17 protein-coding genes are annotated in these 15,156 nt (G+C 45.2%); 13 read left to right on the forward strand and 4 right to left on the reverse strand.

Translation table 11 applies throughout. From position 1 onward, the window contains the following. Nucleotides 1-78: 78 nt before the first annotated feature. The 4 genes from QMY49_RS10240 to QMY49_RS10255 all read right to left on the reverse strand — a co-directional run bounded on the left by QMY49_RS10240 (nucleotide 79) and on the right by QMY49_RS10255 (nucleotide 3,429). Nucleotides 79-498, reverse strand: coding sequence for a DUF5991 domain-containing protein (locus tag QMY49_RS10240; RefSeq protein ID WP_050941219.1), 420 nt, complete (start codon nucleotides 496-498; stop codon nucleotides 79-81). Between the two features lie 184 nt (nucleotides 499-682). Continuing rightward, nucleotides 683-1,927: an NAD(P)/FAD-dependent oxidoreductase gene (locus tag QMY49_RS10245; RefSeq protein WP_283311337.1), complete on the reverse strand. Its 1,245-nt coding sequence runs from the start codon at nucleotides 1,925-1,927 to the stop codon at nucleotides 683-685. Between the two features lie 8 nt (nucleotides 1,928-1,935). Next, nucleotides 1,936-3,003 carry a class I SAM-dependent methyltransferase gene (locus QMY49_RS10250; protein ID WP_009696050.1) on the reverse strand — a complete coding sequence of 356 codons (1,068 nt, stop codon included), beginning with the start codon at nucleotides 3,001-3,003 and terminating at the stop codon, nucleotides 1,936-1,938. Nucleotides 3,004-3,033: 30 nt separating this feature from the next. Beyond that, nucleotides 3,034-3,429 carry a hypothetical protein gene (locus tag QMY49_RS10255; protein ID WP_005446495.1) on the reverse strand — a complete coding sequence of 132 codons (396 nt, stop codon included), beginning with the start codon at nucleotides 3,427-3,429 and terminating at the stop codon, nucleotides 3,034-3,036. Nucleotides 3,430-3,504: 75 nt separating this feature from the next. Between QMY49_RS10255 and QMY49_RS10260 the strand changes: the two genes are divergently transcribed. From QMY49_RS10260 to QMY49_RS10320, 13 genes are read left to right on the forward strand one after another with little or no spacing between them, the layout of a single operon-like run. Continuing rightward, entirely contained in the window at nucleotides 3,505-4,230 is a 726-nt protein-coding gene (locus QMY49_RS10260) for a beta-ketoacyl synthase chain length factor (protein ID WP_283311341.1), read from the forward strand. Further along, entirely contained in the window at nucleotides 4,227-4,991 is a 765-nt protein-coding gene (locus QMY49_RS10265) for a lysophospholipid acyltransferase family protein (RefSeq protein WP_005446490.1), read from the forward strand. The genes QMY49_RS10260 and QMY49_RS10265 overlap by 4 nt, the downstream gene beginning before the upstream one ends. Nucleotides 4,992-5,007: 16 nt before the next feature. Beyond that, a complete protein-coding gene (locus QMY49_RS10270; RefSeq protein ID WP_009696047.1) occupies nucleotides 5,008-5,280 on the forward strand; it encodes a phosphopantetheine-binding protein in 273 nt (90 codons plus the stop codon). 15 nt (nucleotides 5,281-5,295) lie between these two features. Then, on the forward strand, nucleotides 5,296-5,553 hold the full coding sequence (locus QMY49_RS10275) for an acyl carrier protein (RefSeq protein ID WP_005446488.1): 258 nt from the start codon (nucleotides 5,296-5,298) through the stop codon (nucleotides 5,551-5,553). Beyond that, a complete protein-coding gene (locus QMY49_RS10280; protein ID WP_009700647.1) occupies nucleotides 5,553-6,113 on the forward strand; it encodes a COG4648 family protein in 561 nt (186 codons plus the stop codon). The genes QMY49_RS10275 and QMY49_RS10280 overlap by 1 nt, the downstream gene beginning before the upstream one ends. A gap of 5 nt (nucleotides 6,114-6,118) precedes the next feature. Beyond that, the gene (locus tag QMY49_RS10285; protein ID WP_047513078.1) at nucleotides 6,119-7,489 is read left to right on the forward strand and encodes an AMP-binding protein; all 1,371 of its coding nucleotides are present in this window, start codon (nucleotides 6,119-6,121) and stop codon (nucleotides 7,487-7,489) included. Nucleotides 7,490-7,500: 11 nt separating this feature from the next. Further along, complete coding sequence (locus QMY49_RS10290) at nucleotides 7,501-7,860, forward strand: ApeI family dehydratase (RefSeq protein WP_283311351.1); 360 nt, start codon at nucleotides 7,501-7,503, stop codon at nucleotides 7,858-7,860. Between the two features lies 1 nt (nucleotide 7,861). Further along, nucleotides 7,862-9,604: a glycosyltransferase family 2 protein gene (locus QMY49_RS10295; protein ID WP_005446481.1), complete on the forward strand. Its 1,743-nt coding sequence runs from the start codon at nucleotides 7,862-7,864 to the stop codon at nucleotides 9,602-9,604. Then, a complete protein-coding gene (locus QMY49_RS10300; protein ID WP_017188379.1) occupies nucleotides 9,588-11,141 on the forward strand; it encodes an HAL/PAL/TAL family ammonia-lyase in 1,554 nt (517 codons plus the stop codon). Before QMY49_RS10295 ends, QMY49_RS10300 begins: the two co-directional genes overlap by 17 nt. Beyond that, nucleotides 11,141-11,587: an acyl-CoA thioesterase gene (locus QMY49_RS10305; RefSeq protein ID WP_005446478.1), complete on the forward strand. Its 447-nt coding sequence runs from the start codon at nucleotides 11,141-11,143 to the stop codon at nucleotides 11,585-11,587. The genes QMY49_RS10300 and QMY49_RS10305 overlap by 1 nt, the downstream gene beginning before the upstream one ends. Next, nucleotides 11,587-12,216 (forward strand): LolA family protein, encoded by a 630-nt coding sequence (locus tag QMY49_RS10310; protein WP_283311357.1) that lies wholly within the window; start codon nucleotides 11,587-11,589, stop codon nucleotides 12,214-12,216. The genes QMY49_RS10305 and QMY49_RS10310 overlap by 1 nt, the downstream gene beginning before the upstream one ends. Then, nucleotides 12,188-14,530: an MMPL family transporter gene (locus QMY49_RS10315; protein ID WP_222325763.1), complete on the forward strand. Its 2,343-nt coding sequence runs from the start codon at nucleotides 12,188-12,190 to the stop codon at nucleotides 14,528-14,530. The genes QMY49_RS10310 and QMY49_RS10315 overlap by 29 nt, the downstream gene beginning before the upstream one ends. Beyond that, nucleotides 14,527-15,138: a DUF3261 domain-containing protein gene (locus QMY49_RS10320; RefSeq protein WP_005446475.1), complete on the forward strand. Its 612-nt coding sequence runs from the start codon at nucleotides 14,527-14,529 to the stop codon at nucleotides 15,136-15,138. The genes QMY49_RS10315 and QMY49_RS10320 overlap by 4 nt, the downstream gene beginning before the upstream one ends. Nucleotides 15,139-15,156: the final 18 nt, after the last annotated feature.

Raw genomic sequence — 15,156 nt, forward strand, 5'->3', positions numbered from 1 at the left:
AATATAACTGTGGTGAACACGATTGGTGAAAAAACATTCGCAAAGAGCTCACAATCAAGCCTTCTCAACGAAATTGGCTTATTGTTGTCGCTCGAAACAAGATTGGAATCGCCCCATCGGCGCTGTTAACCCTAAAGAGTGCCATTGAGTCATTAACCCTTCTTGCCTCTTCTCCAATAGGAACAGTATCTCGTTCACTTGATACACCTGTACTCCATATGTGTTGCTCACCTCGCCATTAGTATAGGATTTGAACCGCACCTCTAGACCTTGCTCCTGATGATGTACCGAACAGAGAATAGATTCGTTTAACTGGAAGCCTTTTGCTTCAAAAAAGCAAAAGTCTTTCGATACATCCAACCGATACTCACCCCATGCGGATTGCCCTGCCGCATTCGCACCTAAATCTAACTCACATCGATAACGACCATCCCAAGAATTCACTAACGAAGTTGATGCAATCGCACTCAACATAAAAATGCTTACTGTTACGTCCATACCCTTACCTTTGTGACCAGCTTATCGTTCCTTTGGGTTCTTCTTAACATATTCAACCTAATCAATAAGAGAGTATTAAGGGTGTTTTTCGGTCGTGCTCCCAAGTCTTAAATTTAGGTGTTCTAAAAAACGAAAAAGCCCCGCGATTTTTTGCGGGGCTTCGGTATTAAGAAGAGTGGGAGGATTACATCCCCTCATCTCTCACTAGCTCAGCTAGGGTCGCTAAGCGTTGTTCACTCTGTTTTACGTATGGGTTGGCTTCATCCCATGCGTAACCCGCAAGAATCGCGCTGATCATCTGTTTGATACGTGGATTGGGGTTTTGGTAGAAGATAACATCTTGCAACATGCCGTTGTACCAACCTTCCACGTAAGTACGGAAAGTATTGACGCCCACCATTAGGCGATCAGCATAATCAGATTGCCAATCGACCGTTTCACCATTTAGCTGGCGTTCAATGCAGTCTGCTGCAAATTGTGCTGACTTCATGGCAATAGTCACGCCTGAAGAGAAGACAGGATCAAGAAACTCACCAGCATTACCAAGCAACGCGTAGTGTGGTGTCGCTAAGTGTTTTACGTTCGCTGAATAGCCACCCAGTTCACCAGCAGGATTTGGGTACTGAGCTTGGTTAAGGAGTTGCGCAAGCCCTGGTTCTTCACTTGCTAACTGCTTAAGAGCGGCAATCTTTTCCTCGGGATAGTTTTCAAAGAACGTCGGTTCGCCAACCACACCAAATGAGCAAGTACCATTTGAGAACGGGATCAACCAATACCACACATCATGATTTTCAGGATGCACAGAGATCAGGATCTTGTTGCGATCGTATTCAATCCCTTCTGCAGTAATGTTGTCTTCAATGTGCGTAAAAATTGCTTTTCTTGGTGGCAGGCATGAAGGCTCTTCTAGCGCGAGCAAACGAGGAAGAACGCGACCAAAACCACTAGCATCTAGCACATAATCGGCTTCAATTTGGTAAGCTTGTTTGTCAGCGTCAAGCACATTAAGAATCGACTTGGCACCTTCAAAGTCGATGCTTGTCAGTTCGTGCTGGTAACGAATTTCAACACCTTGCTCCACTGCACTGTCTGCCAGTACTTTATCGAAGTTACCGCGTTGAACTTGGTAAGTGGTACCCGGTCCTGCAGTGAATTTGTCGGTGAAATCAAATTGGGTATAAACGCCATTGCGACGAAACGCAGCACCATCTTTGTACTGGAATCCATATTGGTTCACCGCTTCCAACATACCGGCTTGCTCTACCACTTCCATGCAGGCAGGAAGAAGGCTTTCACCGATCGAAAAACGTGGGAACAACGCTTTCTCAATCACAACGACATTAATTCCGCGCATATTGAGCAATGCGGAAACGGTAGAACCTGACGGTCCTGCACCAACGACGACGACTTGCTTTTGTTCTTTTATCATTCTGCTTTCTAGTTTGCTTGTAGTTTTAATAACGTATGACCGAGACCAATGTTGTCGGTTCTTTCTGTCACGACTAAGCCTGCCGCTTCAACAATTTCCAGAAAATCATCGCTGCGGTAGAAACGACTGTTGCCGTTTGCTAAACAGGTAAAGTAAAGCGAGGTCGCGTTCAAGCTATAAGAAGCACCCGCGTATTTTTGTGCATCCCAGAACAGTTCTAAGATATACACCGTATCGCCTTCTCGAAGCTGCGCTTTCACTTTCTTAAGAATATTGAGAATTTCGATTGGTGAGAAGCAATCAAGGAATTGACTCATCCACCAGATATCAGCGTGCTCAGGTAACACTTGAGCTTTATCCAGCATGTTGGCTGGGAATGGAGTGATGCGCTCACTCAGTTGATTTTCCTTGGCATTTGCCATCGCAACTTCTAGCTGCTGAGGAAGATCAACAATTGTAATGTTCACATCTTGATCGTGGTTACAGCACTGCATTGCCCACTTACCAGTATTGCCACCAATGTCCACAATGTGACTTGGTTTATTAGCAAATACTTCTTTAAGTAATAGTGGGAAAGAGCGATCAGAGTAAAAGTGGTCAAACTTGAACCAGCTTTGTTTCGCTTGTTCTGGCAATGTTGATAACCCTTGGTAAATGGTTTCCCAATCACCAAGTTCTTTAAGACCTGACGGCTTGCCTTCTTTGATCGCATCCGTTAGGTGCATCATAGCGGCGTAACAAACATCGGCAGTGAAATCCATGTTTGCTTGCGTCATGCCATCATAAAGTAAGTAAAAGCCTAGGTTAGCCAAGGAATAGTTAGGTTTTTCCCACAAAACAATGTGCGCACTAATGGCCATATCCAACAATACTTTCACGCCGTATTCAGACACACCCGTTTTTTCTGCAATTTCTACAGCGTTCATACCCTTTGAGCCTGCACTGTCGAGCGCGGCTAAGATACCAAGTTCTCTTAATGTTCTCGCAGTGTGGAAAACAATAGGGGCAAAAGATAATTTTTGAGCTTCTGTTTTAGCTTCAAAAGCGTTGAAAGGATCAATATTTTGATTTAACACGAAAAAACCTAACTTCAATTAATATAATTATTACTGGGACTCTGCGCCTAAAAGTGCAAGCGCGCGTTGAATATCAACATTTAAGTTGTTCACCCAACGGTTGTAATTACGATGGATTTTGCCATCACTTGCTTTTAGATTTACTGAGTTGAGATAAATAATTGAATAATATTTGTTGCTATATGGAATTTTTACTTCCGCAAAGTGACTACGAACGTTGATTTTTGCAATTAATACACCTGGGCTTGTTTCTTCAATCGTCCAACCGCGATTAGTTGCTGATTGAACAATCGCCGCTTTTACTTGTTTATTTTGAAGATCATAAGCAACTGGAGTATCCTCCACATTCAATACAGGTTGCACTCGACCACAACCGACAAGAAGCAAAGTTAATAGCACTGATATAAACAGCTTTAAACGTGACATGATAATTTCCTTTATTATGGTTTCTGCTGAAGCTTAAATTGTATCGAGCGGTAAAATAAAGCAATTTAATCAAATATGCCAAACTCCAAGATCAAAATTTCGTTTAGTATCGACGCTTGGTCAGCTAACTCTCAAGGGCTTAGTCAAGTCGATGAGTGGAAACAATGGACCTCTACCGGTCAGTGGCCAGAAGAAGGCAAACTGAACGTATCTGATATCCCACCTATGATGCGCAGACGTATGAGCCAACTGAGTAAGCTAGCGGTTCAAACGGCGATTGAGTTGCTCAAGCAGCACGATGTTGACTACCTTGTTTTCTCTAGCCGTCATGGTGAACTTCATCGCAGTGTGGCGTTGGTAGAAGACATCCTCAAGGGTGAAGAAGCTTCGCCAATGGCATTCTCTCAGTCTGTGCATAATACCGCAGCGGGGCTTGCGACCATCGCAACTAAACAGCCGATCCCTCTCACCTCTATCGCAGCTGCTGAAAATACCTTCCAAAGCGCGTTAATCGAAGCGTGGCTATTCCTGTATGACAACCCTGACAAGAAAGTTCTGATTGTCGATTTTGATGAGCCACTCCCAGAGTCATATTCTGAGTTTGAAACGCACGATTACCATGGATATGGTTTAGGTCTGGTGCTTTCTCATGGCGATACTTTTAGCGTACAAGCAACAACCGAGAAAACAGACGAAGATGCCTTTCCGCAAGGGCTTAGCTTTATTCAGCACTTTTTATCATCAGCAAACAATTGGACGATTCATTCGCCTCAACAATCATGGGAATGGCGTCGTCAATGAGAATGTTGAATCAATATTGGCGAGTATTCGCGACAGGATTTTGTTTCTCGGTTTTTGGTTTAGGTGGCTTGGCACTCAGCTTTATCGTCATTCCACTTATTCACCTAACTACATCGGATATAAAACAGAGAGAATATAAAGTTCAAGGGGCGATTCAATATTCTTTCAACACTTTTTGTAATTTGATGAAGCTTTGCGGCGCAATTGATTACCAAATCATTGGTGCCGACATTCTTCAACAAGATAAAAACTGTCTCATAGTTGCGAACCACCCAAGTTTAATTGATTACGTTTTGATCGCATCCCAATTAAAGCGCTGCGACTGTTTAGTTAAGTCCGCAATTTGGGCAAACCCATTTATGAAGCACATTGTTAAGGCTGCAGGTTATATACCCAACGAAGCACCTGATGATTTATTAGCAATGTGTGAAGAAAGATTTGACGATGGTAACGTTTTGCTTATTTTTCCTGAAGGCACAAGAACCACTCCAGGTGTAAAATCGAAATTACAAAGAGGCGCTGCGCAAATAGCGGTTAGAACCGAGCGAGATTTGCGTGTCGTACATATTACGGTCACGCCAAGCTTCCTGACAAAAGAGAAAAAATGGTATCAAGTTCCAAAGACAAAACCATTTTTCAAGGTTGAAGTTAAGGATAAAGTTGAGATTGAGCCTTTTATAAAGCAAACTACGTCCCCAACGATAGCGGCTCGTCGCTTACAACAGCATTTGGCTGAAACTATATTTCCAGAAAATTCGTAATTATAAGCAGGTCCCAGTGGAACAATTACACAACGATATCAAGCAACTTATTATTGACGCTCTAAACCTAGAAGATTTAACCGTCGACGATATTGAAACAGAAGCACCACTTTTTGGTGATGGTCTTGGCTTGGATTCTATCGATGCTCTTGAGCTTGGATTAGCAATTAAAAAGCAATACAACATTGTCATTGATGCAGACGATTCGAACACTCGTGAGCACTTCGCTTCTGTAGCTAACCTTGCGAAGTACATTTCTTCTCAAACCTCTTCTCAAGATAATGAATAGTTTTTAGGTATATTCATGACAGACGTAAATAAAGATCAAGTATTTGAACAAGTTAAAGATGCGCTTGTGGAGCTATTCGAAATTGAAGCTGAAGACATTCAGCCAGAAGCCCATCTTTACACCGATCTAGACCTAGACAGCATTGATGCCGTAGACCTTGTTGTACACCTACAAAATGTCACTGGCAAAAAGATCAAACCAGCGGAATTCAGCACAGTTCGTACTGTCGATGACGTGGTTAATGCAGTAACTGAACTTCTCAAGGAAAGTTAATGCGCCAATTGCTGACGGTTTTGTCTGCAATTGTATTATTTGCCTACCCCTTCGCGGTTTACTTCGGTATCGACCGATTTGGTTTAAATCTGGTTGGTGGCTTATTGGTTGCAGCGTTGCTTTTGCGGTTACTCGCTGCAAACAAAACACCACTCAAAGAGTTTAAGTTCCTTGCGATCACCACGGGCGTTGTGGGTATTGTCTTAGTCACCTTAGGTGTTGTTTTTAAGCAGCACGGGTGGCTAAAGTTCTACCCTGTTGTCGTCAATCTTTGCATGCTTGGCGTGTTCTCACTGAGCTTGAAGCAACCGCAAACCATCATCGAGAGACTGGCTCGCCTTCAAGAGCCTGAACTTCCTCAAAGTGGCGTGATCTACACACGAAAAGTTACGATCGTGTGGTGTGGATTCTTTATCTTGAATGCATCGGTAGCACTGTATACCTGTTTTCAACCTATTGAAATCTGGACGCTGTACAACGGCTTAATCAGTTATTTGCTCGCTGGTAGCTTGTTCGCTGGTGAATGGATAGTGCGTCAATTTGTACGAAAGGAACATTAAATCGTATGAACACAAGTTCGTTAAACTTCTCCTCTATTGCGACCTTAATGACAGCCAATAGAGAGGCACAATCCACGATTGCGTATGACAGAAACCAAACCATGACGTGGGAGTCTTTTCAGCATAACGTCGCCAGTTTGCGAGCAACGTTAGAAGCGCTTGATGCCCAACGAATCGCGCTCTGTTTTGGCAACAGCTACCTTTTTGCGCTCAGTTTCTTTGCTTGTTGCCATGCTGGAAAATCCATCGTCCTTCCCGGCAATTACCAACCTGAAGCTTTAAAAGAGCTCGACGAGCACTTCGATCTTGTATTGCACGACACTGAAGTGATGATTCCGACAGGGCTCTCAGCTTTGCACGTGAATACAAGTTTCGATTCTCTCATTTGTGAATGGCAAGCCTTGCCACTTGCGAATATCAACGTCACGCTGTTTACCTCAGGTTCAAGCGGTAAACCAAAAGCGATCAGAAAAACACTCAAACAACTGGATGTGGAAGTCGCCATTCTTGACGGCTTATGGGGAGACAAACTGGAAGGTTCTCATATCGAGAGCACAGTATCTCACCAACATATCTACGGATTGCTATTCCGCGTTCTCTGGCCATTGTGCTCTGGGCGCCCTTTTGCCGCTCATAACTTAGAATTTCCAGAGCAGATTGTGCATTTTGCCTCTACTGAGACAACATTGATCAGTAGCCCTGCATTACTTAAACGCCTGACAGAAGAGCATCAACCATCGGCGTTACGCTGCGTTTTTTCTTCTGGAGGTCCTTTACCTAATGATGCTGCCAATCACAGCCAGCAATTGTTTGGTGATTACCCATTAGAGGTCTTCGGCAGTACCGAAACGGGTGGTATCGCTTATCGACAGCAACTATCTGCTACTCAACCTTGGACTCTTTTCCCCGGTGTTGAAGCCGCTCTAAATCATGAAAACTGTTTAAAGCTTCGCTCCCCCCACATTGATGAAAACGCGTGGTATCAAACTGCAGATGAATGCTATTTCCATGATAGTATTTCCTTCGAACTACGCGGTCGCACCGACAGAATCGTCAAAGTTGAAGAAAAGCGCGTTTCGTTGGTCGAAGTCGAGAAGCGTTTAGAACAATTGCCGTGGGTAAAAGAAAGTGCCGTCATCCCGATGGAAGATGCCGGTCGGCTGTCTCTATTTGCAGTGATAGTCTTGACCAACGAAGGCGATCAAACACTGCAAGAACTCGGGAAAGGTAAGTTCTGGTTAGCGCTAAGAAAAGCCTTGCGTAACTGGTTAGAGCCGATTGCTATTCCAAGAAAATTCCGCGTTTTAGACGAGATTCCGCTCAATAGCCAAGGCAAGCGCCAGATCGCTGAAATAGAAAAACTGTTCCAAGAATAAAAGAACTCATCATGGACAAAAGAAAACCAACGCTCAAACAGGTTGATATCGACAATCACATCGCGACGATTAAAATGCGTGTCGATGCCGACATCTTGGATTTCCAAGGTCACTTTACCCATTTCCCATTGTTGCCAGGCGTAACACAAATCGATTGGGCGCTGTTTTATGCGGTCGAATACTTGAACACACCAACACTGTTCAAAGGCATGGAAGTCATCAAATTCCAAGAACCTATCCTACCGGACATGTGCGTTAGCCTCACGCTTTCCTGGGATGTAGAGCGTGAAAAACTGGCATTTAAGTATACGTCGATCTCGGGCGAGCAAACCGTGGTTCACTCTTCAGGCAAAATGAAGCTAGGGAATTAACGTGACAAGCGCAAGCAACGAGAACCAATACCACCCTTGTTTTCTTATTCCATGCTACAACCATGGCAGCACGATTGCGGCTGTGGTTGAGTCGTTGTCTGTTTTTTCCCTGCCAGTTTTAGTCGTTGATGACGGCAGTAATGAAGAGACAAAACGTGCTCTAGATGCTTTAGCAAATGAAGAGAAAATCACCTTGATTCGCCTTTCAGAAAACCAAGGTAAAGGTGGCGCAGTAATGGCTGGTATTAAGCAAGCGCTGCTACAAGGGTTCTCTCATGCAATTCAGATAGATGCCGATGGGCAACACGACCTTGAGGCTGTGCCAACGTTATTGCAGGCTTCGCAGGCTAACCCAAACAGACTGATTTCTGGACAACCGGTTTACGACGAAAGCGTACCTAAATCACGTCTCTACGGACGATACGCGACCCATGTTTGGGTGTGGATTGAGACGCTATCGCTTTCTATCAAAGACAGCATGTGTGGCTTTCGAGCTTACCCTCTTACCCAGACTGTGGACGTACTCAACAAGTACGACATTGGTAAGCGCATGGACTTCGACATTGAGATCTTAGTTCGTATGTATTGGGAAGGCACCGATATTGATTTCGTACCAACACGCGTGATTTACCCTGAAGGTGGCATTTCTCATTTTGATGCACTTTGGGACAACGTAAAAATCAGTTGGATGCACACACGTTTGTTCTTTGGCATGTTGCCTCGCATCCCTTCATTGCTGGCTCGTAAGCACAAGCGTGCAAACGAATCCAAGCAAGCAACATCTCGCGACGATCATTGGTCAAAGCGAAAAGAACAAGGCACCGTGTTGGGGATCAAAACCCTATTGGCCGTGTATCGAGTATTTGGACGCAAAGTTTTTGACCTCATTTTGAAGCTCGTAATGCGTTACTACCACCTAACAGGTAAGTCTGCACGACAAGCTTCTGAGATCTACTTAGATCAATTGCAACAACACGCGAAGCAACAGAACATCACCCTACCTCAACCTTTGGACAGCTATCAGCACCTGCTGTCATTTGGGCGAACCATGCTTGATAAGTTGGCAGCTTGGCAAGGTGATTTCAGTGTGGACAATCTCACCATTCATGGTCAGCACCACTTCGAAGAGATGGCTGAGAAACAACAAGGCGTGGTCATTCTTGGTTCCCACCTTGGTAACATCGAATTGTGTAGAGCGCTTGGTCGCCGACATTCACACGTGAAAATCAATGCATTGGTGTTCACCGAGCACGCCGAGCAATTTAATGCCGTGATGAAGGCCGTCAACCCAAGCTCCGAGCTTAACCTTATCCAAGTGAGTTCGATGGGACCTGATACCGCCATTTTGCTTCAACAAAAAATAGAGCAAGGCGAATGGGTGGTGATTGTTGGCGATCGCACTTCCACCAGCGTTGAAAGCCGCGTCGTTTGGGCGGACTTTTTAGGCAAGCCAGCGCCCTTCCCACAGGGACCATTTATGTTGGCTTCAGTGTTGAAAGCTCCAGTTTATCTGCTGTTTGGTCTACGAGACGATAACGCCGAAACGCCGCACTTTAACGTATATTTTGAACATTTTAGTGATCAAATCGTCTTACCACGTAAGAGTCGCCAAGAAGCGCTGGACAACGTGGTGCAGCAATATGCGCAACGATTAGAACATCACACACTGCAAGCTCCATTGCAGTGGTACAACTTTTTTAATTTCTGGACTTTAAGTAATCAGCAACATGACAATGAACAATAATCAAAGCATCACCTTTGGTGCAGAACGCCTTTCGATTGAAGATGTCGTCGCGATTGCACACGGTGCAAAAGCAAACATGAATGCGTCACCGGAATTCACATCGAAGATTGATCGCGGCGTGGCATTCCTAGAAAAATTACTTAAAGAAGAAGGCGTAATTTACGGCGTAACCACTGGGTATGGCGACTCTTGCACTGTTGCAATCCCACCAGCATTGGTCGATGAATTACCCCTTCACCTCACTCGCTTTCATGGTTGTGGTTTAGGCGAGATCTTGTCTCATGAGCAAGCAAGAGCCGTGCTGGCAACTCGCCTATGTTCTCTATCACAAGGGGTTTCTGGTGTTTCGCATGATCTATTGAACCAAATCGTCAACCTGATCAACCACGACATTGCACCACGCATCCCACAGGAAGGCTCAGTTGGCGCTAGTGGCGACTTAACACCACTGTCTTACCTTGCTGCGGCGCTTATTGGTGAGCGCGATGTGCTTTACAAAGGTGAAGTACGTCCAACTCTTGATGTATTTACTGAACTTGGCATTACTCCAATTACGCTCAAACCAAAAGAAGGTTTGGCGCTGATGAATGGCACATCCGTGATGACTGCTCTGGCGTGTATTGCTTACAAACGCGCAGAATACCTTGCTCAGTTGTGCACTAAGATCACGGCGATGGTATCGGTAGGTATGCAGGGCAATGATTTCCACTTTGATGAAGCCCTCTTCGCAGTGAAACCTCATCCGGGTCAACAACAAGTTGCGGCATGGCTACGTAACGACCTTAAAGCGGAACGCCCACCACGCAACAGTGACCGCCTGCAGGATCGTTACTCTCTGCGTTGTGCTCCACACGTGATCGGCATGGTTCAAGATTCTCTTCCTTGGTTGCGTCAATTGATCGAGAACGAGCTTAACAGCGCAAACGACAACCCAATCATCGATGGCGACAACGAACGCGTACTGCATGGTGGACACTTCTACGGCGGTCATATTGCAATGGCGATGGACACACTGAAAACAAACATCGCGAACCTAGCGGATCTACTGGATCGTCAGATGGCTCAGTTAATGGACTACAAGTTCAACAATGGTCTGCCATTCAACCTGACGGGTGCGGAAGGCGAACGTAAGCCAATCAACCATGGCTTTAAAGCGGTGCAAATTGGTATTTCAGCTTGGACAGCAGAAGCGCTAAAACACACCATGCCTGCAAGCGTGTTCTCACGCTCAACAGAGTGTCACAACCAAGACAAAGTGAGCATGGGTACGATTGCAGCTCGCGACTGTATGCGCGTTCTTGAGCTGACAGAACAAGTCGCAGCGGCATCTTTGCTGGCGAGTGTTCAAGCGGTAGAGATTCGTCGCCGCCATAATGAGCTAGACGAACACCACATGAGCAGTAACTTGAAGATGATTCGCGATGCGGTATTGGAAGAGTTCGAGTTTGTTGTCGAAGACCGTCCACTAGAGCACGATCTACGTAACTTCATCGCTAAAATCCAACAACGTCACTGGTTGTTGTACGCGGAGGCGTAATGCAAGAACAAGTCCTTTACCCGCTAGAAACCGAGGTGACAATGGTCACCTCATTTCAGGATGCTGATCCGATGGGCGTCATCTATCACGGTAACTTCTTTCGTTACTTCGAAGAAGCACGCCGAGTGCTAATGGAGAAGATTGAGTACAGCTACCGTGATATGCAAGCGTCGGGCTACATGTGGCCAATCATCGACACCCGCGTGAAGTATGTAAAGGCAATCCCATTCAACCACGAGATTCGCATTACCGCGACGCTCACTGAGTGGGAAAACCGCTTGCGCGTAGACTACGTGATTTATGATGCCAAAACCGATCAGCGCATGTGTAAAGCTCATACCACACAAGTGGCAGTTTCTATCGAAAAACAAGAAATGTGCTTTGTTTCTCCTGCCGCTTTTCTAGATAAAGTAGAGCAGTGGCATAAGTGTGGGAGCCTATCTTAATGCGCAAATCCTTGTTCTCTTTATTTGTGTCTATGGCTCTGCTCGTATCATTCTCGACTCCGAGCTGGGCTAAAGTGGTGGATCTCGACTCATTGCAGGCGCAGCTGTCACAAAACGAAGTAGTCCGCGGCGATTTTAAACAAAGCCGTCACCTAGAGATGTTTAATCAACCGCTTACTTCAACAGGCATTTTTACTCTCAGCAAATCGCACGGTTTACTTTGGCAACAGCAGATCCCATTTGCCGTAAACTTGGTTTTAACTCAAGACAAGTTACGCCAGACCTTTGCTAACCAAGTGCCAAAAACCATCACCGCACAAGAAAACCCAATGGCATTCTATTTTAGCCATGTATTTCTATCAGTTTTCCATGGTGATACCGCAGCATTGAAAGAACAGTTTACGCTGGACTTTTCTGCTCAAGATAGTGGTCAATGGCAATTGGTTCTCACTCCAAAACAAGCGCCACTTAACGCGGTGTTTAAAGCCATCACGCTCTCTGGTAACACTCATATTGACCAATTAATGCTAGAAGAACTGCGCGGCGACAAAACAGAGATTGAGTTTACTCAACAAGCGTCTTTGCCAAAGGAATTAACGGATGCAGAAAAGGCTCAATTTGATTTCTAAATTCCGTCTAGGTTCATACGCATTGGCTTGGCTTTGGTTAAGCTTAGTTGTGATCGCAAGCGCTCTGCTATTAAAACAATGGGTGGGGAGCGAACACTCGCCGATTGAAACCAACATCCTAAAACTGCTGCCTGAAAATCAGCAAAATCCAATCGCAGAGCAAGCGTTTGAAGCAGTCTCCACCAGCATGAGTGATCAAGTCATCTTTGTACTGACCGCTGCCGACAAAACACAATTGTTAAAAGCCGCTGGCGCATTTGAAAAAGGGTTAAGAGAAACCCAACAGTTTACCAACGTCGTCGGGAAAATATCACCTGACGCTCAACAAGCTTGGGCAAGCTACTACTTCAATCATCGTTTCCAGCAACTGACTCAAGCACAACGAGAGCGATTAAGCCAAGACCCACAAGCTCAAGTGCAATATGTGGTTCAATCCCTTTACAACCCGTTTTCGGGCGTAACAGGTCAAGAGCTACAAAACGATCCGTTCTTGCTGTTTCGTGATTACTTAAGTCAAGTCACGCAGCAAACATCAGCGTTTAGACTCGATAATGGCTACTTGTCTGTCGAAAAAGATGGTCAACAATACCTCTTAATCACTGCGACACTCAGTGGTTCTCCATACGCTCTCTCGACTCAAAGTGTCGTTCCAAAAATCGAACAACTAGAGCAATCCATCGCCGCACAGTTTAGTGCTAAAACTGCGCATACAGGCGTACTGTTTTACGCAGACTTTGGCACTCAGAGTGCGAAATCAGAAATCAGCACTATTGGCGTATTCTCTTTATTGGGCATCGTCGTGTTGTTCTTGGTTGTGTTCCGAAGTTTAATGCCGCTCTCTTTAGCGCTGTTATCCATTTCGGTTGGTTTGCTGATTGCTCTTAGCGTCACCACTTGGGTATTTGGCAAAGTCCATCTATTCAGTTTGGTCTTCGGTGCAAGCTTGATTGGCGTTTCAATAGACTACGCCTTCCATTATCTGACGGAACGTTTATCTGAAGGCAGCCAGTGGGACAGTCGAAAAGGTCTCAAACATATTTTTGCTGCCATCACTTTAGGTCTTATCACCAGTTTGATTGGCTATTTAGGCATGTTGATTGCGCCTTTCCCAGGCTTGCAGCAACTTGCCCTCTTCTCCTCTATCGGACTGATTGCCGCTTACGCAACCGTAGTGGCTTGGTACCCGATTCTCGCAGTGAAACCTTCTCGCAATGCGGTGAAAGTACCGGGTCATCGGTTGTTGTCTGCATGGTTATCTGTGTGGCAACGTCCTAGTGTGAAAGTTGGGCTGCCGCTTATCTGTCTTATCATCAGCGGCTATTTTCTCACTCAGTTGAAGTACGACGATGACATTCGCCAATTGCAAGCCATGCCAGAAACGCTAAAGCAGCAAGAAGCTTTGATTACAAAAGTCAGTGGAATGCAGGCTTCTCAACAAATGCTTGTGGTCACCGCCGACACGGATCAATCTCTACTTCAACGACTAGAGCAACTTGACCCTACGCTACAGCAATGGCAACAAACCAACATCATTGAAGGCTATCAAAGTTTGAGTAAGTATCTGGGCTCAACCGAACGCCAACAAAGTGATTTTGCTCTGATAGCGAATCTGTACCAAACGCAAGCTTCTGCTTTAGCATCAGGCTTACAACTGGCACACAAGCCAAAACTGACAAACACCCTTGTGCCAGTCAGTTTGCCAGACTATCTAAACAATCCGGTATCCGAACCAATTCGCTTCCTCTACTTGGGAGAAATCGAAGGCCAATCGGCAGCGGTCATCACGTTAAACAAGTTGAGCGACCCAGAAATTGTAATAGCATTTGCGCAGTCTCAACCAGATATCAGTTACTTAAACAAAGCCGAAGAGATCTCGACATTATTTGGCGAGTACCGCATTAAAATCATGGAGCTGTTATTTGCTGCTGCCGCGATTATTTTTGCCGTTCTAGTCAAACGCTACGGCTTTCACCACGGTTGGCGTATTTTACTCCCTTCAGCAATTGCTTGTATTGGAGGTCTCGCTGCCGCGGTTGCTGCTGGCTCGACACTCAACTTATTTAACTTGTTAGGCTTGATCCTGATCTTGGGAATCGGTATCGACTACACCCTATTTTTTGCTGAGAAAGCACGCAGTTTGAGCACTCTTCTCGCGATTACGCTCTCTGCCATCACAACGGTATTGTCTTTTGGGTTACTCTCTCTCAGTCAAACCCATGCGATTCATAGCTTTGGTGTGACCGTTTTAAGCGGCATTTTCATCGCTTGGCTACTCTCGCCGATTGCTATTATGACTAAGGAAAAATCACAATGAGCACTTCCACGGCCGTGCGTATTTTCATCACAATGATTTTTGTAACTTTGCTCAGTGCTTGCAGCTTAGTACCCAAACAATCAACGCCTAGCGTCGAAATAGAACAAGGCGTCTCTGTCGCGCTCCCTGCCCCAAACGATCTCGGTTATCACCTCACAGCAAGCCAGTTGATTACTGCGACTTGGACCGCAGAAGGAAAAGAGAGACAAGAACAACTGCCAGTGCAATTACAAGTGAACAGCAACGATGTAACACTAGCCGGCTTTTCCTCTTGGGGTACCCGAATTTTATCCCTCAACTACAATGGTGAGCAGATAAATACAGAAGTTTTAACCGGTCTCGATGGCACGTTGCCAGAACCGGAGCAAGTACTATTCAACCTAATGATCACGCTGTGGCCGAGTTCTGCTTGGGAAGCGCCGCTAAATAAGGTAAGGTGGCGAATGATTGATGATGAATATTCTAGAGCCGTGTTTAATAGCGACGGTGAAAAGATCATAGACATCCGCTATGAGAATCACGACAAACTGAAAGGTAAGATTAGCTTTAATCACCTTCAACATCCGTTTTCGATTTCTATTCAAACACTGCAGTATCAATTAAATTAAGAACGATCCTAATACAAC

Source organism: Vibrio harveyi, assembly GCF_030060435.1.
In the GTDB taxonomy this organism is placed as follows: Bacteria; Pseudomonadota; Gammaproteobacteria; order Enterobacterales; family Vibrionaceae; genus Vibrio; species Vibrio harveyi.

Excerpts from the sequence above, each read along its gene's own strand:
- QMY49_RS10240 (WP_050941219.1), bottom strand. The coding sequence starts at position 498 with ATGGACGTAACAGTAAGCATTTTTATGTTGAGTGCGATTGCATCAACT.
- QMY49_RS10245 (WP_283311337.1), bottom strand. The coding sequence starts at position 1,927 with ATGATAAAAGAACAAAAGCAAGTCGTCGTCGTTGGTGCAGGACCGTCA.
- QMY49_RS10255 (WP_005446495.1), bottom strand. The coding sequence starts at position 3,429 with ATGTCACGTTTAAAGCTGTTTATATCAGTGCTATTAACTTTGCTTCTT.
- QMY49_RS10260 (WP_283311341.1), top strand. The coding sequence starts at position 3,505 with ATGCCAAACTCCAAGATCAAAATTTCGTTTAGTATCGACGCTTGGTCA.
- QMY49_RS10265 (WP_005446490.1), top strand. The coding sequence starts at position 4,227 with ATGAGAATGTTGAATCAATATTGGCGAGTATTCGCGACAGGATTTTGT.
- QMY49_RS10275 (WP_005446488.1), top strand. The coding sequence starts at position 5,296 with ATGACAGACGTAAATAAAGATCAAGTATTTGAACAAGTTAAAGATGCG.
- QMY49_RS10280 (WP_009700647.1), top strand. The coding sequence starts at position 5,553 with ATGCGCCAATTGCTGACGGTTTTGTCTGCAATTGTATTATTTGCCTAC.
- QMY49_RS10285 (WP_047513078.1), top strand. The coding sequence starts at position 6,119 with ATGAACACAAGTTCGTTAAACTTCTCCTCTATTGCGACCTTAATGACA.
- QMY49_RS10290 (WP_283311351.1), top strand. The coding sequence starts at position 7,501 with ATGGACAAAAGAAAACCAACGCTCAAACAGGTTGATATCGACAATCAC.
- QMY49_RS10300 (WP_017188379.1), top strand. The coding sequence starts at position 9,588 with ATGACAATGAACAATAATCAAAGCATCACCTTTGGTGCAGAACGCCTT.
- QMY49_RS10305 (WP_005446478.1), top strand. The coding sequence starts at position 11,141 with ATGCAAGAACAAGTCCTTTACCCGCTAGAAACCGAGGTGACAATGGTC.
- QMY49_RS10310 (WP_283311357.1), top strand. The coding sequence starts at position 11,587 with ATGCGCAAATCCTTGTTCTCTTTATTTGTGTCTATGGCTCTGCTCGTA.
- QMY49_RS10315 (WP_222325763.1), top strand. The coding sequence starts at position 12,188 with ATGCAGAAAAGGCTCAATTTGATTTCTAAATTCCGTCTAGGTTCATAC.
- QMY49_RS10320 (WP_005446475.1), top strand. The coding sequence starts at position 14,527 with ATGAGCACTTCCACGGCCGTGCGTATTTTCATCACAATGATTTTTGTA.